The sequence below is a fragment of the Rudaea sp. genome, from assembly GCF_036383415.1.
Classification (GTDB): Bacteria; Pseudomonadota; Gammaproteobacteria; order Xanthomonadales; family Rhodanobacteraceae; genus Rudaea.
Genome location: NZ_DASVOK010000210.1, coordinates 1 through 15,599, shown reverse-complemented (window position 1 = coordinate 15,599; position 15,599 = coordinate 1). Strand labels below are relative to the sequence as shown.

Annotated in this window: 14 protein-coding genes and 1 tRNA gene; 3 read left to right on the top strand and 12 right to left on the bottom strand. The window is 62.5% G+C overall.

What is annotated here, in order from left to right; genetic code table 11:
* From VF497_RS08360 to VF497_RS08350, 3 genes are all read left to right on the top strand, one after another.
* Positions 1-563 (top strand): NAD(P)-dependent oxidoreductase (locus VF497_RS08360; protein WP_330887593.1); only part of this gene is annotated, 563 nt, incomplete at its 5' end.
* Positions 564-653: 90 nt separating this feature from the next.
* The gene (locus VF497_RS08355; RefSeq protein ID WP_330887591.1) at positions 654-2,567 is read left to right on the top strand and encodes a DUF1800 domain-containing protein; all 1,914 of its coding nucleotides are present in this window, start codon (positions 654-656) and stop codon (positions 2,565-2,567) included.
* Positions 2,568-2,715: 148 nt separating this feature from the next.
* Positions 2,716-4,167 (top strand): DUF1501 domain-containing protein, encoded by a 1,452-nt coding sequence (locus VF497_RS08350; protein ID WP_330887589.1) that lies wholly within the window; start codon positions 2,716-2,718, stop codon positions 4,165-4,167.
* Between the two features lie 57 nt (positions 4,168-4,224).
* On the opposite strand, the gene VF497_RS08345 is transcribed toward VF497_RS08350, so the two are convergent.
* The 12 genes from VF497_RS08345 to VF497_RS08290 all read right to left on the bottom strand — a co-directional run.
* Positions 4,225-4,301 (bottom strand) — tRNA-Pro (locus tag VF497_RS08345).
* Between the two features lie 95 nt (positions 4,302-4,396).
* Entirely contained in the window at positions 4,397-4,753 is a 357-nt protein-coding gene (locus tag VF497_RS08340) for a MerR family transcriptional regulator (protein ID WP_330887587.1), read from the bottom strand.
* A complete protein-coding gene (locus VF497_RS08335; RefSeq protein ID WP_018973528.1) occupies positions 4,734-5,036 on the bottom strand; it encodes an integration host factor subunit alpha in 303 nt (100 codons plus the stop codon). The genes VF497_RS08340 and VF497_RS08335 overlap by 20 nt, the downstream gene beginning before the upstream one ends.
* A 1-nt stretch (position 5,037) precedes the next feature.
* Positions 5,038-7,416: a phenylalanine--tRNA ligase subunit beta gene (gene pheT, locus VF497_RS08330; protein WP_330887584.1), complete on the bottom strand. Its 2,379-nt coding sequence runs from the start codon at positions 7,414-7,416 to the stop codon at positions 5,038-5,040.
* A 9-nt stretch (positions 7,417-7,425) separates the two neighbouring features.
* The gene (gene pheS, locus VF497_RS08325) at positions 7,426-8,508 is read right to left on the bottom strand and encodes a phenylalanine--tRNA ligase subunit alpha (protein ID WP_330887582.1); all 1,083 of its coding nucleotides are present in this window, start codon (positions 8,506-8,508) and stop codon (positions 7,426-7,428) included.
* 115 nt (positions 8,509-8,623) lie between these two features.
* On the bottom strand, positions 8,624-8,983 hold the full coding sequence (gene rplT / locus VF497_RS08320) for a 50S ribosomal protein L20 (protein WP_330887580.1): 360 nt from the start codon (positions 8,981-8,983) through the stop codon (positions 8,624-8,626).
* A gap of 12 nt (positions 8,984-8,995) precedes the next feature.
* The gene (gene rpmI, locus VF497_RS08315) at positions 8,996-9,193 is read right to left on the bottom strand and encodes a 50S ribosomal protein L35 (protein WP_018973532.1); all 198 of its coding nucleotides are present in this window, start codon (positions 9,191-9,193) and stop codon (positions 8,996-8,998) included.
* A 217-nt stretch (positions 9,194-9,410) separates the two neighbouring features.
* Positions 9,411-9,932 (bottom strand): translation initiation factor IF-3, encoded by a 522-nt coding sequence (infC, locus tag VF497_RS08310; protein WP_330887595.1) that lies wholly within the window; start codon positions 9,930-9,932, stop codon positions 9,411-9,413.
* A gap of 43 nt (positions 9,933-9,975) precedes the next feature.
* Positions 9,976-11,880, bottom strand: a complete 1,905-nt coding sequence (gene thrS / locus VF497_RS08305) for a threonine--tRNA ligase (RefSeq protein WP_330887575.1) — start codon at positions 11,878-11,880, stop codon at positions 9,976-9,978.
* Between the two features lie 328 nt (positions 11,881-12,208).
* Positions 12,209-13,441, bottom strand: a complete 1,233-nt coding sequence (locus VF497_RS08300; RefSeq protein WP_330887573.1) for a hypothetical protein — start codon at positions 13,439-13,441, stop codon at positions 12,209-12,211.
* 401 nt (positions 13,442-13,842) lie between these two features.
* Entirely contained in the window at positions 13,843-14,844 is a 1,002-nt protein-coding gene (gene iolG, locus VF497_RS08295) for an inositol 2-dehydrogenase (protein ID WP_330887572.1), read from the bottom strand.
* Positions 14,837-15,599, bottom strand: a 763-nt coding sequence (locus VF497_RS08290) for a MurR/RpiR family transcriptional regulator (RefSeq protein ID WP_330887570.1), incomplete at its 5' end; no start/stop codon positions are given. The genes VF497_RS08290 and iolG, both read right to left, overlap by 8 nt.

The window sequence follows — 15,599 nt, the reverse complement described above, 5'->3', positions numbered from 1 at the left end:
AACTGGCGAAAATGAAGCCCGGCGCGCTGCTGATCAACGCCGCGCGCGGCACCGTCGTCGACATCGACGCGCTCGCCGCGGCACTCGATTCCGGGCACATCGCCGGTGCGGCGATCGACGTGTTCCCGGTCGAACCCAAGGGCAACGACGACGAATTCGTCTCGCCGTTGCGCGGCAGGGACAACGTCATCCTGACTCCGCACGTCGGCGGCTCGACGCTCGAGGCGCAGGACAACATCGGCATCGAAGTCGCGGCCAAGCTCGTGCGCTACAGCGACAACGGCTCGACCCTGTCGGCGGTGAATTTCCCCGAGGTCTCGCTGCCCGGGCATCCGAACAGCCAGCGTCTGCTGCACATCCACCGCAACACGCCGGGCATCCTCTCGCGCATCAACGAGGTGTTCTCGCGCGAGAACATCAACATCGATGCGCAGTACCTGCAGACCGACCCCAAGGTCGGCTACGTCGTCATCGACGTGTCGACCACGGCCGAAGGCGCGAACAAGCTGCGCGATGCGCTCGCTGCCATCCCCGGAACGTTGCGTACGCGCGTGCTTTACTGACTCTGTCCATCAGAATTGGAAAACTGCGCTGTTCGTCTCGGTGGCGGCGCGGGATTTGGGATAAATTTCGTCGCAGATCGAGGATGGATCATGCGTCGAGCGCGAAGGGTCTTCTGCAAGATTTTCTGCTGCGCGCTGCTGCCGGGATTGGCCTTCGGCGGTGCGACAGTCGCCGGCAACGTATCGCCTCCCCGTCTGCCCATTTTGCCCCGTCCGCGGCCGTCGCTCCCACTCCCGGTTCCGCCGAACGCGCCCGAAGCATCTCGTTTTCTCGCACAGGCAACGTTCGGACCGACCGATGCCGACATAAGCCATCTGCAAGCTGCCGGCTATCAGGTCTGGCTCGGCGAGCAGTTCAACGCCCCACCCACGCGGCGCATGGACTATCGCAATTGGGTCGAAAATACGTTGCATGAAGAGTTCACCACCGACGACATGCTCGAAGCCTGGTGGCTTGGCGCGCTCGGCGGGCCTGACCCGGCCGATGCCAGCGTGATCCATCGCGACCAACTGCGCCAGCGCGTCGCCTTCGCGCTGTCGGAGATCTTCGTCGTCTCGACCCGAACCACTCTGATCGACCAGTTTCCGAACGGTCAGGCCTACTACTACGACATTCTCGTCAACGACGCGTTCGCCAACTACCGCCAACTGCTCGAAGACGTGACCCTGAGCCCGGCGATGGGCGTCTACCTCAACATGCTGAGCAACCAGCGCGCCGACTCGACCAAGAACATCCATCCTGACGAGAACTACGCGCGTGAGGTCAACCAGTTGTTCAGTGTCGGCCTCGTCATGCTCAACCAGGACGGCACGGCGCAACTCTTCAACGGCCAACCGGTGCCGACCTACACCCAAGACACGGTCAAGGCCTTCGCCCACGTCTTCACCGGTTGGAACTGGTCCGACTGTGTGCCGGCCGACCACACCGATTTCAGCGATTGCGACGTCGACTGGAGCACTGGCGCAAACATGCAGCAACCGATGGCCTCGTTCGCCGCGTACCACGACAACGGCACGCGTGCTCCGGACGACCTGTCGAACAAGCAGTTGCTCAGCTATCCCGGCGCCGCAAGCGGTGGCGTGCTCGCCGACGGCGGCACGCCGCAGAGCGACCTCAAGTTCGCGCTCGACAACATCTTCAACCATCCGAATGTCGGGCCGTTCATCGGCCGACAGCTGATCCAGCGCTTGGTCACGAGCAATCCCTCGCCCGCCTATGTGCGGCGCGTCGCCGCGGTGTTCAACAACAACGGCGTGGGCGTGCGCGGCGACCTCAAGGCGGTGGTCAGCGCGATCCTGCTCGACGACGAGGCGCGCAACGGCGCCGGGAAATACCCGGACACCTTCGGCAAGCTGCGCGAACCGCTGCTGCGTCTTTCGCATATCTGGCGTGCGATGGGCGCGCAGCATCGTTGCGGCAACGACACGGTCAGGCAGTCCGGCAGCAGTTCGTACACCCAGCACTACGCCAACCGGCCGTATCGCTATGCCGGCTGGTATTCGGCCTGGGGGACCAACTACTTGTTCAACCAGCAGCCGCTCTATGCCAGCTCGGTGTTCAATTTCTTTCGGCCGGGGTTCATCCCGCCCGGCGAAATGACGACCAAGCAGTTGTACGGGCCGGAATTCCAGATCACGACCGATTCGCAGATCGCCGAAATCACCAACGATGTGCTGCCGCGCGCGATGTGGCTCGACATCCATGACACCTGCGACAGCACCGACGACTACGGCGACGTCGCGATCGACCACCAGCGCGACCTCGCGCTGGCCGGCAGCGGCCAAGGCGGCCCCGCCGATCCCGCTGACCGCCTCGTCGACGCCTACAACATCCGCTTCATGGGCGGGCAGATGTCTTCATACATGCGCACGACGCTGATCAATTACCTCAACCGCATCGACCACTACTGGGACAACAACGGCACACAAGACTGGCGCATCGCACGCATCCAGCGCGCGCTGTACCTGATCTTCACTTCCCCCGAATACGCAATCCAGAAATGAAACCCTCCTTCAAATCTACTGCGCTCGCCCGGTTGCACGCGGCCGGTGCTCGAAATCCTCATGTACCGATCCGTACACTCCGATTTCTGCGCGCCGTCCACGCGCAACCGGGACTTCGTTCGCTACGATTTGAAGGCGGGTTTGATCCATGAACTTCGACCGCCGCAAATTCCTCAACCGGACCGTGCAGGCCGCGCTCGGCGCCAGCGTCTATTCCGCCTTCGGCAATCTGCAGCTCGTGCGTGCCGCCGCGCAGCAGGCGAGCTACAGCTTCAGCGACTACAAGGCGCTGGTTTGCATCTTTCTTTACGGTGGCAACGACGCCTTCAACATGATCGTGCCGACCGATGCCGCACACTACGCGCAGTACCAAACCGTGCGGCCGAAGATCGCGCTGGCGCAGAACTCGCTGCTTGCGCTCAACGCACCCGCCTCGGGCGCGGGCTCTCCGGGCGACGGCGGCAGCTACGGATTCCACTCCGCCATGCCCGAACTGCAGGCACTGTTCAACCAAGCAGGCAGCCCGGTCGCGATCGTCGCCAACGTCGGCACGCTGGTGCGGCCGGTGACAAAGGCGCAATACCAGGCCGGCAGTGTCGCCCTGCCACCGCAATTGTTCTCGCACGCAGATCAGCAGGCGTACTGGCAATCCTCGCCACCTTCGAATGCGCCGAGCACGGGCTGGGGCGGGCGCATCTGCGACCTGCTCGTGAGCGCCAACACCTCGTCTCTGCCGATGCTCAGTTCACTGGCCGGCGAAGATGCCTTCATCCGCGGCAACAGCGGCAACAACTACATCATGAACCCCGACAGTGCGGCGACGATCGACGCGCCCGACTCGTGGGACAACGATGCGAACAACTTGCAGAGTGCCTTCGACGCACTGCGCGCCTCGGGCACGCAGGCCAATGCGCTCGAACGTACCTACGCCGCGCAGATGAATCACTCGATCAACACCGCCGCACAGATCAATGCAGCGATCAATGCCACCGGCATGCCGGCATTCGAGTCCTTCTTCCCGGGCATCAGCGGCGGCGATCTCGACCGTCAGCTGTGCACCGTGGCCAAACTGATCTGGGCCGCGAACAACAATGTTGCCGGCTATACCGGCCAGAAACGGCAGGTGTTCTTCGTTTCAACCGGCGGCTTCGACACGCACGACAACGAATTGTCGGTGCAATCGGGATTGTTCGCCTTGCTGTCGAAGTCGCTCGCGGGTTTCTACAAGGCGCTGAACAGTGCCGGGCTTGCATCGGCCGCGACCGCCTTCACTGCGTCGGACTTCGGGCGCACGCTGTCATGCAACGAAGACGGCACCGACCACGGCTGGGCCTCGCACCATCTCGTTGTCGGCGGCGCAGTTAAGGGCGGCAAGTTCTACGGCGACAACTTCGCGGGCACCGGTACCGCGGCGATGCCGAGCTTGGCGCTGTCTTCCTCCAACCCGAACGACGCCGGCTACGGCCAGATGATCCCGACCACGTCGGTGGACCAATACTCGGCAACCCTCGCGAACTGGTTCGGTCTTGGCAGCAGCGACATCGGCCTGCTGTTCCCGAACCTCGCCAATTTCTCGACAGGCAATCTGGGTTTTGTCTAGAAGGGCAGAAATGAAAACGGCGCCGCAATGGCGCCGCTTTTCCTTTCAAACCGTTTTTGGTCGGGGCGGCGGGATTCGAACCCACGACCCCCTGCCCCCCAGGCAGATGCGCTACCAGGCTGCGCTACGCCCCGACCGTGATGAAAGCGAATTGTAGCAAAGGAAACTAAAAAGTGCGGCCGCAAATGGCCGTTTCTTGATCTTCGCGATCAAACAGGATTGCGAAAATTCAGTGCTTCAGGATATGCAGCACTTCCTCGAGTTCCATGCGCACCTGACGCACGATCTGGTTGGAGATGCTCGTCTCGACGCGCGCCTGCTGGCCTTCGAGGCGCTGGCGCGCACCGGTGATGGTGAAGCCCTGGTCGTAGAGCAGCGCGCGGATCTGGCGGATCATGAGCACGTCGTGGCGCTGGTAGTAGCGGCGGTTGCCACGGCGCTTGACCGGCTTGAGGTTGGAGAATTCCTGTTCCCAGTAACGCAGCACGTGCGGCTTGACCGCGCACAGCTCGCTGACTTCACCGATCGTGAAGTAGCGCTTGGCCGGGATGACCGGCAGCTCGTTGTTACTGCCTTGATCCAGCATAAGACTCTACCTTGAGCTTGAGCTTCTGTCCGGGACGGAACGTTACCACGCGCCGCGCGGAAATCGGAATTTCCTCGCCGGTCTTCGGATTGCGTCCCGGCCGCTGGTTTTTCTTGCGCAAGTCGAAGTTGCCGAAACCGGAAAGCTTGACCTGCTCGCCGCGCTCGAGCGCCTCGCGCACAACATCGAAAAACGCGTCGACGAATTCCTTCGCCTCGCGCTTGTTCAGACCGACATCCGTGAACAGACGTTCGGCCATTTCCGCTTTGGTGAGTGCCGTCATCCTACCCCCTCAATCTCGCCTGGCAGTCGCGTTGCAATGCCGCCACTGCCAGACCGACGCTCTGATCCGCGTCGGCATCGGTAAGAGTGCGTGAATCATCCTGCAAAATCAAGCCGATGGCGACACTTTTTAGTCCTTGTGCGAGATTCGGCCCGGCATAGCGGTCGAACACGAAAATCTCGCGCAAAACCGGTCCGACAGCGTGACGCACGGCCGCTTCGACCGTGGCGTAGTTCACGTTTTCCGGCAGCTCGAACGAGAGGTCACGGCGCACCGAAGGGAAGCGCGTTACCGCCGCCCCGCGCGGTACCGCACGTGCGACGATCGGTTCGAGATCGAACTCGAACGCGTACACGTCGGTATCGAAGTCGAGCGCCCTCAGCAGGCGCGGATGGAGCGCACCGAGACTGCCGACGACTGCGTCGCCACGCAGGAAATTTGCGGAACGGCCCGGATGCAGCCAGCTTGCCGCGGATGCAGCGGTGCGGAAAGCATGCGCGTCGCCGGTCAGCGCGAACAGCGACTCCGCATCGCCCTTCACGTCGTAAAAATCGACCGCGCGCTTGTCTGCCGCCCATTGCAGTTCGTTCGCCTGGCCGCAGACGACACCGGCAATGCGTACGGTCTCGACCGGACCGTCTGTGCCCTGCTTGAACATCCTGCCGATTTCGAACAGGCGCACACGCTCCTGCTGGCGGCGGCGGTTCGCGATCAGGGCCGAGACCAGACCCGGCAGCAGCGAGGTGCGCATCGTGCCGAGGTCGGCGGCGAGCGGATTGGCCAGCGCAATCGCACCGGCATCGAGCTGCCAGCGCTTGAGCAATTCCGCGTCGAGGAATGCGTACGTAACCGCCTCGCGATAGTCGCGCGCAGCAAGCTGGCGGCGCAGCGTGGCTTCGTCGACGCGGGTCTCCGACGGCTCGGCCACGCGGATCTCGCCCGCCGGCATCGTCGTCGGAATCTTCTCGTAGCCGTGGATGCGCACGACTTCCTCGATCAAGTCTTCCTCGATCGCGATGTCGAAGCGCCACGTCGGCGGCGTGGCGCGCCAGCCGTCCGTTGTCGCTTCTACCTGCATGCCGAGCGCGGTGAGGATACGCACGACTTCGGTGTCGGCAACATCGATGCCGAGCACGCGCTTCAGCCGCGCCCGACGCAGCGACACTGAAGCCGGTTTCGCGAGGAATTCCGGCAGCGTCGCTTCGGTGATCGGGCCGGCCTTGCCGCCGCCGAACTCGACGATCAGCTGCGTCGCGCGTTCGAGCGCACTTCGCGGGAGTTCGGGATCGACGCCGCGCTCGAAGCGATGCGAGGCGTCGGTATGCATGCCGAGCTTGCGCGCACGGCCGCTGATCGCGGTCGGCGCAAAATGCGCGGCTTCGAGGAACACGTCGCGCGTCGCATCGGTCACGCGCGTGTCATAGCCGCCCATGATGCCGGCGAGCGCGACGGGTTTGTCAGCGTCGGTGATGACGAGGAATTCGGGATCGAGCTTCGCTTCAGATTCGTCGAGCAGCTTCAGGCTCTCGCCCGCGCGCGCGCGACGCACGGCGATCGCGCCGGTCAGTGTCGCGTTGTCGAATGCATGCAGCGGCTGGCCCATTTCGAGCAGCGCGTAGTTGGTTACATCAACGAGCAGGCTGATCGGACGCAAGCCGGAACGGCGCAGGCGTTCGGCCATCCAGAACGGCGTCGCTGCGTTCGCATCGATGCCTTCGATCAGGCGGCCGCAGTAGCGCGGGCAATCAGCGCCGACGCGCAGCTCGACCTTGCGCTCATGCGTCGTCGTCGTGGCGATGGTCGCGATCGCGGGAACGGCGGCGGGCACGCCGAAGATCGCGGCCACATCGCGCGCGACGCCCTGCACGGACAGGCAGTCGGGGCGGTTCGGCGTCAATTTGATTTCGATCGCGGCGTCGGGCAAATGCAGATACTTTGCGAGCGGAGTGCCGACCGGCGCATCGGCGGGCAGCTCGAGCAAGCCGGATGCGTCCGCATCGATGCCGAGTTCCTTCGCCGAACAGAGCATGCCGAACGACTCGACCCCGCGCAGCGCGGCCTTCTTGATCTGCATGCCGCCCGGCATCGTCGCGCCCACCGTTGCGAGCGGCGCCTTCAGTCCGGCGCGCGCATTCGGCGCGCCACAGACAATGTGAACCGGATCGGCCGTGCCGATCGCCACCTTGCACACGCGCAGCTTGTCCGCATTCGGATGCGGCGAGCATTCGACGATTTCGGCGACGACGATGCCCTCGAGCGGACCGCCGATCGCCTCGACGCCTTCGACCTCAAGGCCGGCCATCGTCAGCTTGTGGCACAACTCATCGCGCGTAGCGTCGAGCGGAACGAGTTCGCGCAGCCAGTTTTCTGAAAATTTCATCGGAAGGCGTCAGGCAAATTGTTTGAGGAAACGCACATCGTTCTCGAAGAACGCGCGCAGGTCGCTGACGCCGTAGCGCAACATCGCGAAGCGTTCGACGCCCATGCCGAAAGCGAAGCCGGTATAGCGTTCGGGATCGATATTGCAAGCGCGCAGCACGTTCGGATGGACCATGCCGCAACCGAGCACTTCGAGCCATGCGGTCGAACCGTCCTCTCGGTCCCAGCGGATGTCGACTTCGGCACCCGGTTCGACGAACGGGAAGTAGCTCGGCCGGAAACGCATTTCGAAATCGCGTTCGAAAAACGCGCGCACGAATTCGGCGAGCGTGCCTTTGAGGTCGGCGAAGGTCGAGGTCTCATCCACGAGCAAACCCTCGAGCTGATGGAACATCGGGCTGTGGGTCTGATCGGAATCCGAGCGATAGACCTTGCCTGGCGCGATTACACGCAGCGGCGGCGTACGCCCGGTCATCGCGCGAACCTGTACCGGCGAGGTGTGCGTGCGCAGCAGGCGCCCGTCCGGAAAATAGAACGTGTCGTGCATCGCGCGCGCCGGATGGTGCGGCGGGAAGTTCAGCGCTTCGAAATTGTGCCAGTCGTCTTCGATCTCGGGGCCGTCGGCGACTTCATAGCCGAGCCGGGCGAAGACATCGACCATGCGCTCGAGTGCGCGCGTGATCGGATGCAGGCTGCCACGCGCGCCGTTGCGGCCGGGCAAGGTGACGTCGATCGTCTCCGAAGCCAGACGCTGTTCGAGCAGCGAGGCCTCGACTTCGGCGCGGCTCTCGGCGATCGTCGCCTCGACTTCTTCCTTCGCGCGGTTGACGCGGTCGCCGAAACTCTTGCGCTGCTCGGGCGGAAGCTTGCCGAGCATCTTCAGTTCGCCCGTGATCAGGCCGGCCTTGCCGATCAACTCGACGCGCAGGTCTTCGAGCTTCGCCTGCAGTTTCTTCGGATCGAGCTTGCCCTTGATCTCGGCGACTTTCGCGGCGACGCCGTCGAGCTTCTCCTGGAAGCCGTCATTGTCGCGGAAACGCTCGCGCAGCGATTCCAACAGGGCATCGATTTTCTTTTCCAGACGATCGCTCATGCAAAGTCCATGGACTGGAACGCAAAAAGGGGAGCAAGGCCCAGGCCTGGCTCCCCTCGCTTGAATCTTGATGAAGCGGAATAGGCGCGATCGAGTATCGACCGCGCCCCACGCCTCACGCTGCGAGCGCGCCCTTGGCCTTTTCGGCGAGGGCACCAAACGCGGCGATGTCGTGCACGGCGATGTCGGCGAGCACCTTGCGGTCGACCGTGATGTTGGCCTTCTTCAAGCCGTTCATCAGGCGGCTGTAGGACAGGCCGAACTGGCGCGCACCGGCGTTGATGCGCACGATCCACAGCGCACGGAACTGGCGCTTCTTCTGCTTGCGGCCGATGTAGGCGTACTGGCCGGCCTTGATGACCGCCTGCTTGGCAGCGCGGAAAACCTTGCGGCGAGCGTTGTAGTAGCCCTTCGCGCGGGAAATGATCTTCTTGTGTCGACGGCGGGCGACGACACCACGTTTGACTCGTGCCATGGTTTCGTCTCCTTACACGTAGGGAAGCATGCGCGCGATGCGACCGGAGTCTTCTTTGCGCACGATGTTGGGACCACGCAGACCACGCTTACGCTTGGTCGACTTCTTGGTCAGGATGTGGCTCTTGAAAGCATGGCCGGCTTTGTATTTGCCGGACGCCGTCTTGCGGAACCGCTTGGCAGCGGCCCGATTGGTCTTGATCTTGGGCATGGCCCAACTCCTTAAGTTGATTTGTATACTCGCCTGAGCGGCAGCTTCGCTGCGCTTTCCGTCCTGCTCTGGCTTAGCTTGTTTAAGTCCGCACGAAGCGGACAGGTTCCTGGTTTCGCTTTCCTTCCGCGCAAACGAAAGGAGAAGAAAAACCGTCAGCGACGACAAGGCACTCGTCCTTCCCGTCGCCCGCGTGATCGAAGCGATGTCGCCTCGGTCACTGCTTCTTTTTCGGAGCCACCATCATCACCATCTGCCGGCCTTCGAAGCGCGGGAAGCTTTCGATTACTGCTTCCTCGGCGACGTCCGCCTGGATGCGCCTGACCATCTGCTCGCCGATTTCCGTATGCGCCATCTCGCGGCCCTTGAAGCGGACGACGACCTTGACCTTGTCGCCTTCTTCGAGGAAGCGCTTCATGTTGCGCAGCTTTACGTTGTAATCGCCGTCTTCGGTCGAGGGGCGGAACTTCAGTTCCTTGATCTCGACCTGCTTGGTCTTGCGCTTGGCCGCGTGCGCCTTCTTCTGCTGCTCGAACTTGAACTTGCCGTAGTCCATGATGCGGCAAACGGGCGGATCGGCGGTCGGTTGGATTTCGACCAGATCCAGTCCCAGGTCGCCAGCCATCGTCAGCGCTTCATCGCGCGACAGAATACCGACTTGCTCTCCTTCGGCGCCGATGACGCGCACCCGCGGAACACGAATTTCCGTGTTCTTGCGGTTAGCTTTTTCAGTGGCTATAGGTAACTCTCCGGTAATTTATTCCAATGAATTCAAGAAATTGTCATGCATTCTTGAATTCGTTTCGCAGCTTGTCGGCGAACTCGAAAACCTTCATCGACCCCAAGTCTTCGCCCGATCTAGCACGCACAGCAATGAGCCCGAGTTCCTTTTCGCGATCGCCGACCACGAGAAGGTACGGAATCTTCTGCAACGTGTGTTCGCGTATTTTATAGCCGATTTTCTCGTTGCGCAAATCCGCCTCCACGCGGAAACCTTGCCGGACAAGGGTTTGCGCCATTTCTGCGGCAAATTCGGCCTGCGCGTCGGTGATATTCATGATCACCGCCTGCACCGGCGCCAGCCACGCGGGGAACTGGCCGGCATGGTGCTCGATCAGGATGCCGATGAAGCGCTCCATCGAACCGACGATGGCCCGATGCAGCATGACCGGCTGGCGGCGCTGGCTGTGCTCGTCGACGTATTCGGCGCCGAGGCGGCCCGGCATCATGAAATCGACCTGCATCGTGCCGAGCTGCCAGGTACGTCCGATCGCGTCGCGCAGGTGATATTCGATCTTTGGTCCGTAGAACGCGCCCTCGCCCGGCAACTCCTGCCATTCGACGCCACAGGCTTTCAATGCGGAGCGCAAGGCGTTCTCGGCCTTGTCCCAGGTCGCATCGTCGCCGAGGCGCGGCTCGGGGCGCAACGCGATCTTGATCTGGATGTCGCTGAAACCGAAATCCGCGTAGACCTTGAGCGCCTGCTGGTGGAACGCCGTCACCTCGGCTTCGATCTGGTCTTCGGTGCAGAAGATGTGGCCGTCGTCCTGGGTGAAGCCACGCACGCGCAGGATGCCGTGCAGCGCACCCGAAGGCTCGTTGCGATGGCAGGCGCCAAACTCGCCGTAGCGGATCGGCAGGTCGCGATAGCTGTGCAGGCCGTGGTTGAAGATCTGCACGTGGCCCGGGCAATTCATCGGCTTAAGCGCATACGTGCGCTTCTCCGACTCGGTGAAGAACATGTTCTCCTTGTAGTTGTCCCAGTGGCCTGACTTCTGCCACAGCGATACGTCGAGCACCTGCGGACAACGCACTTCCTGGTAGCCCGATTCGCGATAGACGCGGCGCATGTACTGCTCGACCACCTGCCAGATCGACCAGCCCTTCGGATGCCAGAACACGAGGCCCGGTCCCTCTTCCTGCACGTGGAACAGATCGAGCTGCTTGCCGAGCTTGCGATGGTCGCGCTTCTCGGCCTCTTCGAGCTGCGTGAGATATCCCTTCAGATCTTTGTCGTTGAGCCAGGCCGTGCCGTAGACGCGCTGCAGCATCTCGTTGTTCGAATCGCCGCGCCAGTACGCGCCGGCGACCTTCATCAGCTTGAACGCGCGCAGCTTGTTCGTGTTCGGCACGTGCGGGCCGCGGCACAGGTCGATGAACTCGCCTTGCGAGTACAGCGACAGTTCCTCGTTGGCCGGAATCGACTCGATGATCTGCGCCTTGTATTCCTCGTTCTTGCCGCGGAAGAACTTCACCGCCTCGTCGCGCGACACGACCGAGCGCGACACCGGCAGGTTTTCGGCGACGATCTTCTTCATCTCGGCCTCGATCTTGTCGAGGTCTTCCGGCGTGAACGGCGTCTTGCGCGCGAAGTCGTAGTAGAAGCCGTTGTCGATCACCGGGCCGATCGTGACCTGGGTGTCGGGGAACAGTCGCTGCGTCGCCTGCGCGAGCAGGTGCGCGGTCGAATGGCGCAGGATGTCGAGCGCCTCGGGGCTTTTGTCAGTGATGATCGCGAGATTCGCGTCGTACTCGATCTTGTAGCTTGTGTCGACGAGGCGGCCGTCGACCTTGCCGGCGAGCGCGGCCTTGGCGAGCCCCGCGCCGATCGACGCGGCAACGTCGGCCACGGAAACGGGATGCTCGAACTGGCGCTGACTGCCGTCGGGGAGAGTGATGTTGATCATGGCTGACTTGATTCGATATACGCCGAGGACGGCCGCGTTTTCATTTTCGCCAGCGAGGGCGATGACAAAAATTACTCAATAAAAAAGGCGCCAAGCGCCTTTTGCAAAGGTGGGCTCAGCGATCGGAATTCAATTCGATGCAGTTCGCGTTGACATGTCGCACACTTGGCTGCCGGTTACCCGCGCGCCACCTTCGCTTTAGTCATTTGGAGACTATCGCACAAAGCAACGCCAGACAAGCCCGCAAACCGGACTTGACTGGCGTCACGTGCATCGTTTCAAAGGGGTTTGTCTCACGGCGCATTCGCACCGTGAGACTGTCGGCTCGTCAATTCGAGCACAACACCGTGAGTATCCCCGTCTTGCCCGCAGTCACAGTGTTATAGAACGAGAATGTCCAACTGTCGTTGGTGGTATTCACCGTGGTTATCGCGCTAGCGAAAGCGTAGGCTGCATAGGGCGAGTTACCGGTGATCTGATAACTGCCGCTCAGCGCATTCGGATGATCCGCCGGACAGGTCAAGGTAAAGTTCGAAATGCCCGAACCCGCCGTCCCGTTGTTCGAAACAATCGCCGCACTGCTATTGACGACCGTGGTCAGGTTCACGCCGCCGGCAAATCCGGGGCCGGTCGCACCCGTTGCACCCGTTGCGCCGGTTGCACCCGTGGCACCGGTCGGTCCGGTATCACCGGTCGGGCCGGTCGGGCCGGTCGCTCCGGTCGCACCGGTGGCTCCAACCGAGGTCGGGGCGCGGAAATAGCCGTACGCATCCACAATCAGATTGGTCGTTCGCTGGGCCTCGACGGTGAACTGACCGTTGGACTGATTGATCGTGGCAATGCCCTCATTCGCAATGACTTCGCCGCTGACATAGTTGATCCAGCTGCTCAGCGGCGAGCTTCCCTCCGGGAATACGGAAAGAAATGCCGATGGGTAGTCCGGCATGTTTCGTGAGTCAATCGTGATGTTGAACGTCATGGCGGCAGGCGTCGCGCCGGTGAAGCCCGAGCAAGTGGCATCACCGCCTTGCGACGCACCGCCTGCGGCCAGGAACGTCGTCAGCGAGTAAACGTCGGCCAGCGGGGTTCCAGGATGCGGACCGATATTTCGCGTATCAACGATACGGCAGGGCACGATCGGCGTATAAACCAGATCCTCGGTCGTGCTGACGTCTGCCGAAACTACGCTGGCCGCTGCTGCGTTCGTGCTGCGGACCATCGCATTATTGGCAGCCACCAACGCCTCCTTGATCGAGGTAGCATTGCCCGCTTCGGCGAAACCTTGTGCATCTCCGCGCATCAAATTGTTGATCAGTTCGACGCGGCTGGCACTCAGCGCGCTGGTCGGCGACTGCGCGGTAAAGTGATTCGCGATCGATTGCGCTTGGGCGAAACGTTGCTGCGCTCTGGCCAGAGCGGCCGGATTCAGTGCAGCGGGAGCCGCACGGTTGCCTAGCGCGCTGTGCACGTCGCTGAAGCTGGCTGCGGATGCGGTCAGCGCCTGCGTGATGGCAAAAGCCAAAACACTGATTGTTACGGTCTTACGATTTACGATTTGCATGGAGAAGCCCCCTGTGGCTACTTGATGAATCCGGCTTTCTCGGCTCCCTCGACGAACCCGTCTCATGCACAGACAACACGCCGCAGCGCCCGCGATGCAGGTAAACGAGATTGTCGAGCGGGAATAGAGATTGCCGGCGGTTGGTTTCCTACCCGGAGCGCCGTCAGACGCCCCGTACGACAACGGCACTCACGCGCCGTCGTTGCGTTTCTTGCTCGTCGCAAGAAACGCAAACTACCGTTCCGAAATTTCCTTTCGCATCCGATGGATGCGCCCCTGTAACTGGATCACATTACATTGAAAAAACGATTTTCAATTTGTGAATCACATCACATTTTTTAGTTTTCATCAAAAAAATATACGAGCTGCGTCGTACAAAGCAAATTCCCCGCCACTGCGCATCATATCGAACAGGTCAAGGCCCGCCGCTCGCGCCAGGAAGAGGTAGCCAGCTCGGCCAGTTCCAAGGCCTTGATGCCGTCGACCAAGCCGGGAACGGGCCGTCCGTTGCCGGCCAGCACCTCGGCAAAATGCGCCATCTCGATCGCATAGGCGCGGCGATAACGCTCGAGGAAGAAAGGCTCGGGCACGTCGCTGCTGACCGCGCCGGCCAGCGAGGCGACGACTTCGGTGGGGCGATGGTTGCCCGCCTGCAGCATGCCGGTGGCGCCGAGCACTTCGATGCGCTGGTCGTAACCGTAGGCCGCGTGGCGCGAGGTGTTGATCGTGCACAGACGTCCGCCGCGCGAGCGCAGGGTCACCACTGCCGTATCGAGATCGCTGGCCTGCGTCGCATTGGCGCTCAGGCAGGCGCCAGTCGCGAAGATCTCGACGATCTCGTCGGCGAGCAGCCAGCGGCAGACGTCGAAGTCGTGGATCAGCATGTCCTTGAACACGCCACCGGATTGCTTGAGGTATTCCAGCGGCGGCGGCGCCGGATCGCGGCTGGTCAGCACGACGACCTCGGGTACACCAATCTCGCCCGCATCGAGGCGGCGCTTGAGTGCAGCGAAGGTGGGATCGAAGCGGCGCTGGAAACCGATCATGCACGGCACGCCGGCTTCAGCGACCGCCACCGCGCAGGCGCGCGCGCCGTCGAGATCGGTTGCCACGGGCTTCTCGCAGAAGATCGCCTTGCCCGCGCGCGCGACTCGCGCGATCAGTTCCGCGTGCATCGTCGTGCTCGCGGCGATGACGACGGCCGCGACGGCTGGATCCTCCAGCGCATGCTCCAAGCCGACCGCGGTCGCACCGAACCTGGCAGCCAATTCGTTCGCTGCCGCCGCATTCACATCGACGACGTAGCGCAGGCGCAAACCCGACTGCGCGGCGATATTGCCGGCGTGGATGCGGCCGATGCGGCCGGCACCGAACAGCGCTATCTCGAACAAGCGCTCAGGCATCGTAGTCCCCCGTATGCGCGCCTTCATTCGGCTTCACTTCGAGCCGATAGGCAAGCGCGACGAACAACGCCTGGCACAGGCAGATCGTGCTGGTCAACGCGCGGAACGCGAACGCGCTCGCCTCGTCGACCTTGAGCAGCACATTCGCGTGCGCGGCCAGTGGGCCGAGGTCGGATTCGCTGATCGCGATCACCTTGGCCTTGCGCTGGCGCGCGAGGCGCGTGCAGAACAGCGTCTCCTTGCCGTAGGGCGGAAAGCTGATCGCGATCAGGGCATCGCCCTTGCCGATGCTGTGGATCTGCTCGCGATGCATGCCGCCGAGGCCGTCGACCAGATGCACGCGTTTCTGCGTGTGTCCGAGCGCGTAGGCGATGTAGCTCGCGATCGCGAACGAACGGCGCACGGCGACAATGTAGATGTGCTCGGCCGGTTCGAGCAGATCGACCGCGGCGCGAAAGCGCGCCGAGTCGAAACGTTCCACGAGCTCATCGAGGCCGACCCGGCAGGCGTCGATGAAACTGCGCGCGATCTGCGTCTCGTCGAGCTTTTCCGGACGCTCGGCGATGACACGGCGAATGCGGTGCTGGTAGCTGCCCGAAGGTTCGGCGCGCTCGCGATAGGCGTCGCGGAACATGGCCTGCATCTCGCTGAACCCGGAATAGCCGAAGCGCTGGGCGAAGCGCACGACAGCCGAGGGATGCACGTTCGACCCGCTCGCCACGTCGTTGACCTTCTGCAGCATGATGCTCGAGCGG

Excerpts from the sequence above, each read along its gene's own strand:
- pheS (WP_330887582.1), bottom strand. The coding sequence starts at position 8,508 with ATGAGCGATCGTCTGGAAAAGAAAATCGATGCCCTGTTGGAATCGCTG.
- VF497_RS08335 (WP_018973528.1), bottom strand. The coding sequence starts at position 5,036 with ATGACGGCACTCACCAAAGCGGAAATGGCCGAACGTCTGTTCACGGAT.
- iolG (WP_330887572.1), bottom strand. The coding sequence starts at position 14,844 with ATGCCTGAGCGCTTGTTCGAGATAGCGCTGTTCGGTGCCGGCCGCATC.
- pheT (WP_330887584.1), bottom strand. The coding sequence starts at position 7,416 with ATGAAATTTTCAGAAAACTGGCTGCGCGAACTCGTTCCGCTCGACGCT.
- thrS (WP_330887575.1), bottom strand. The coding sequence starts at position 11,880 with ATGATCAACATCACTCTCCCCGACGGCAGTCAGCGCCAGTTCGAGCAT.
- VF497_RS08300 (WP_330887573.1), bottom strand. The coding sequence starts at position 13,441 with ATGCAAATCGTAAATCGTAAGACCGTAACAATCAGTGTTTTGGCTTTT.
- VF497_RS08340 (WP_330887587.1), bottom strand. The coding sequence starts at position 4,753 with ATGCTGGATCAAGGCAGTAACAACGAGCTGCCGGTCATCCCGGCCAAG.
- rpmI (WP_018973532.1), bottom strand. The coding sequence starts at position 9,193 with ATGCCCAAGATCAAGACCAATCGGGCCGCTGCCAAGCGGTTCCGCAAG.
- VF497_RS08355 (WP_330887591.1), top strand. The coding sequence starts at position 654 with ATGCGTCGAGCGCGAAGGGTCTTCTGCAAGATTTTCTGCTGCGCGCTG.
- rplT (WP_330887580.1), bottom strand. The coding sequence starts at position 8,983 with ATGGCACGAGTCAAACGTGGTGTCGTCGCCCGCCGTCGACACAAGAAG.
- VF497_RS08350 (WP_330887589.1), top strand. The coding sequence starts at position 2,716 with ATGAACTTCGACCGCCGCAAATTCCTCAACCGGACCGTGCAGGCCGCG.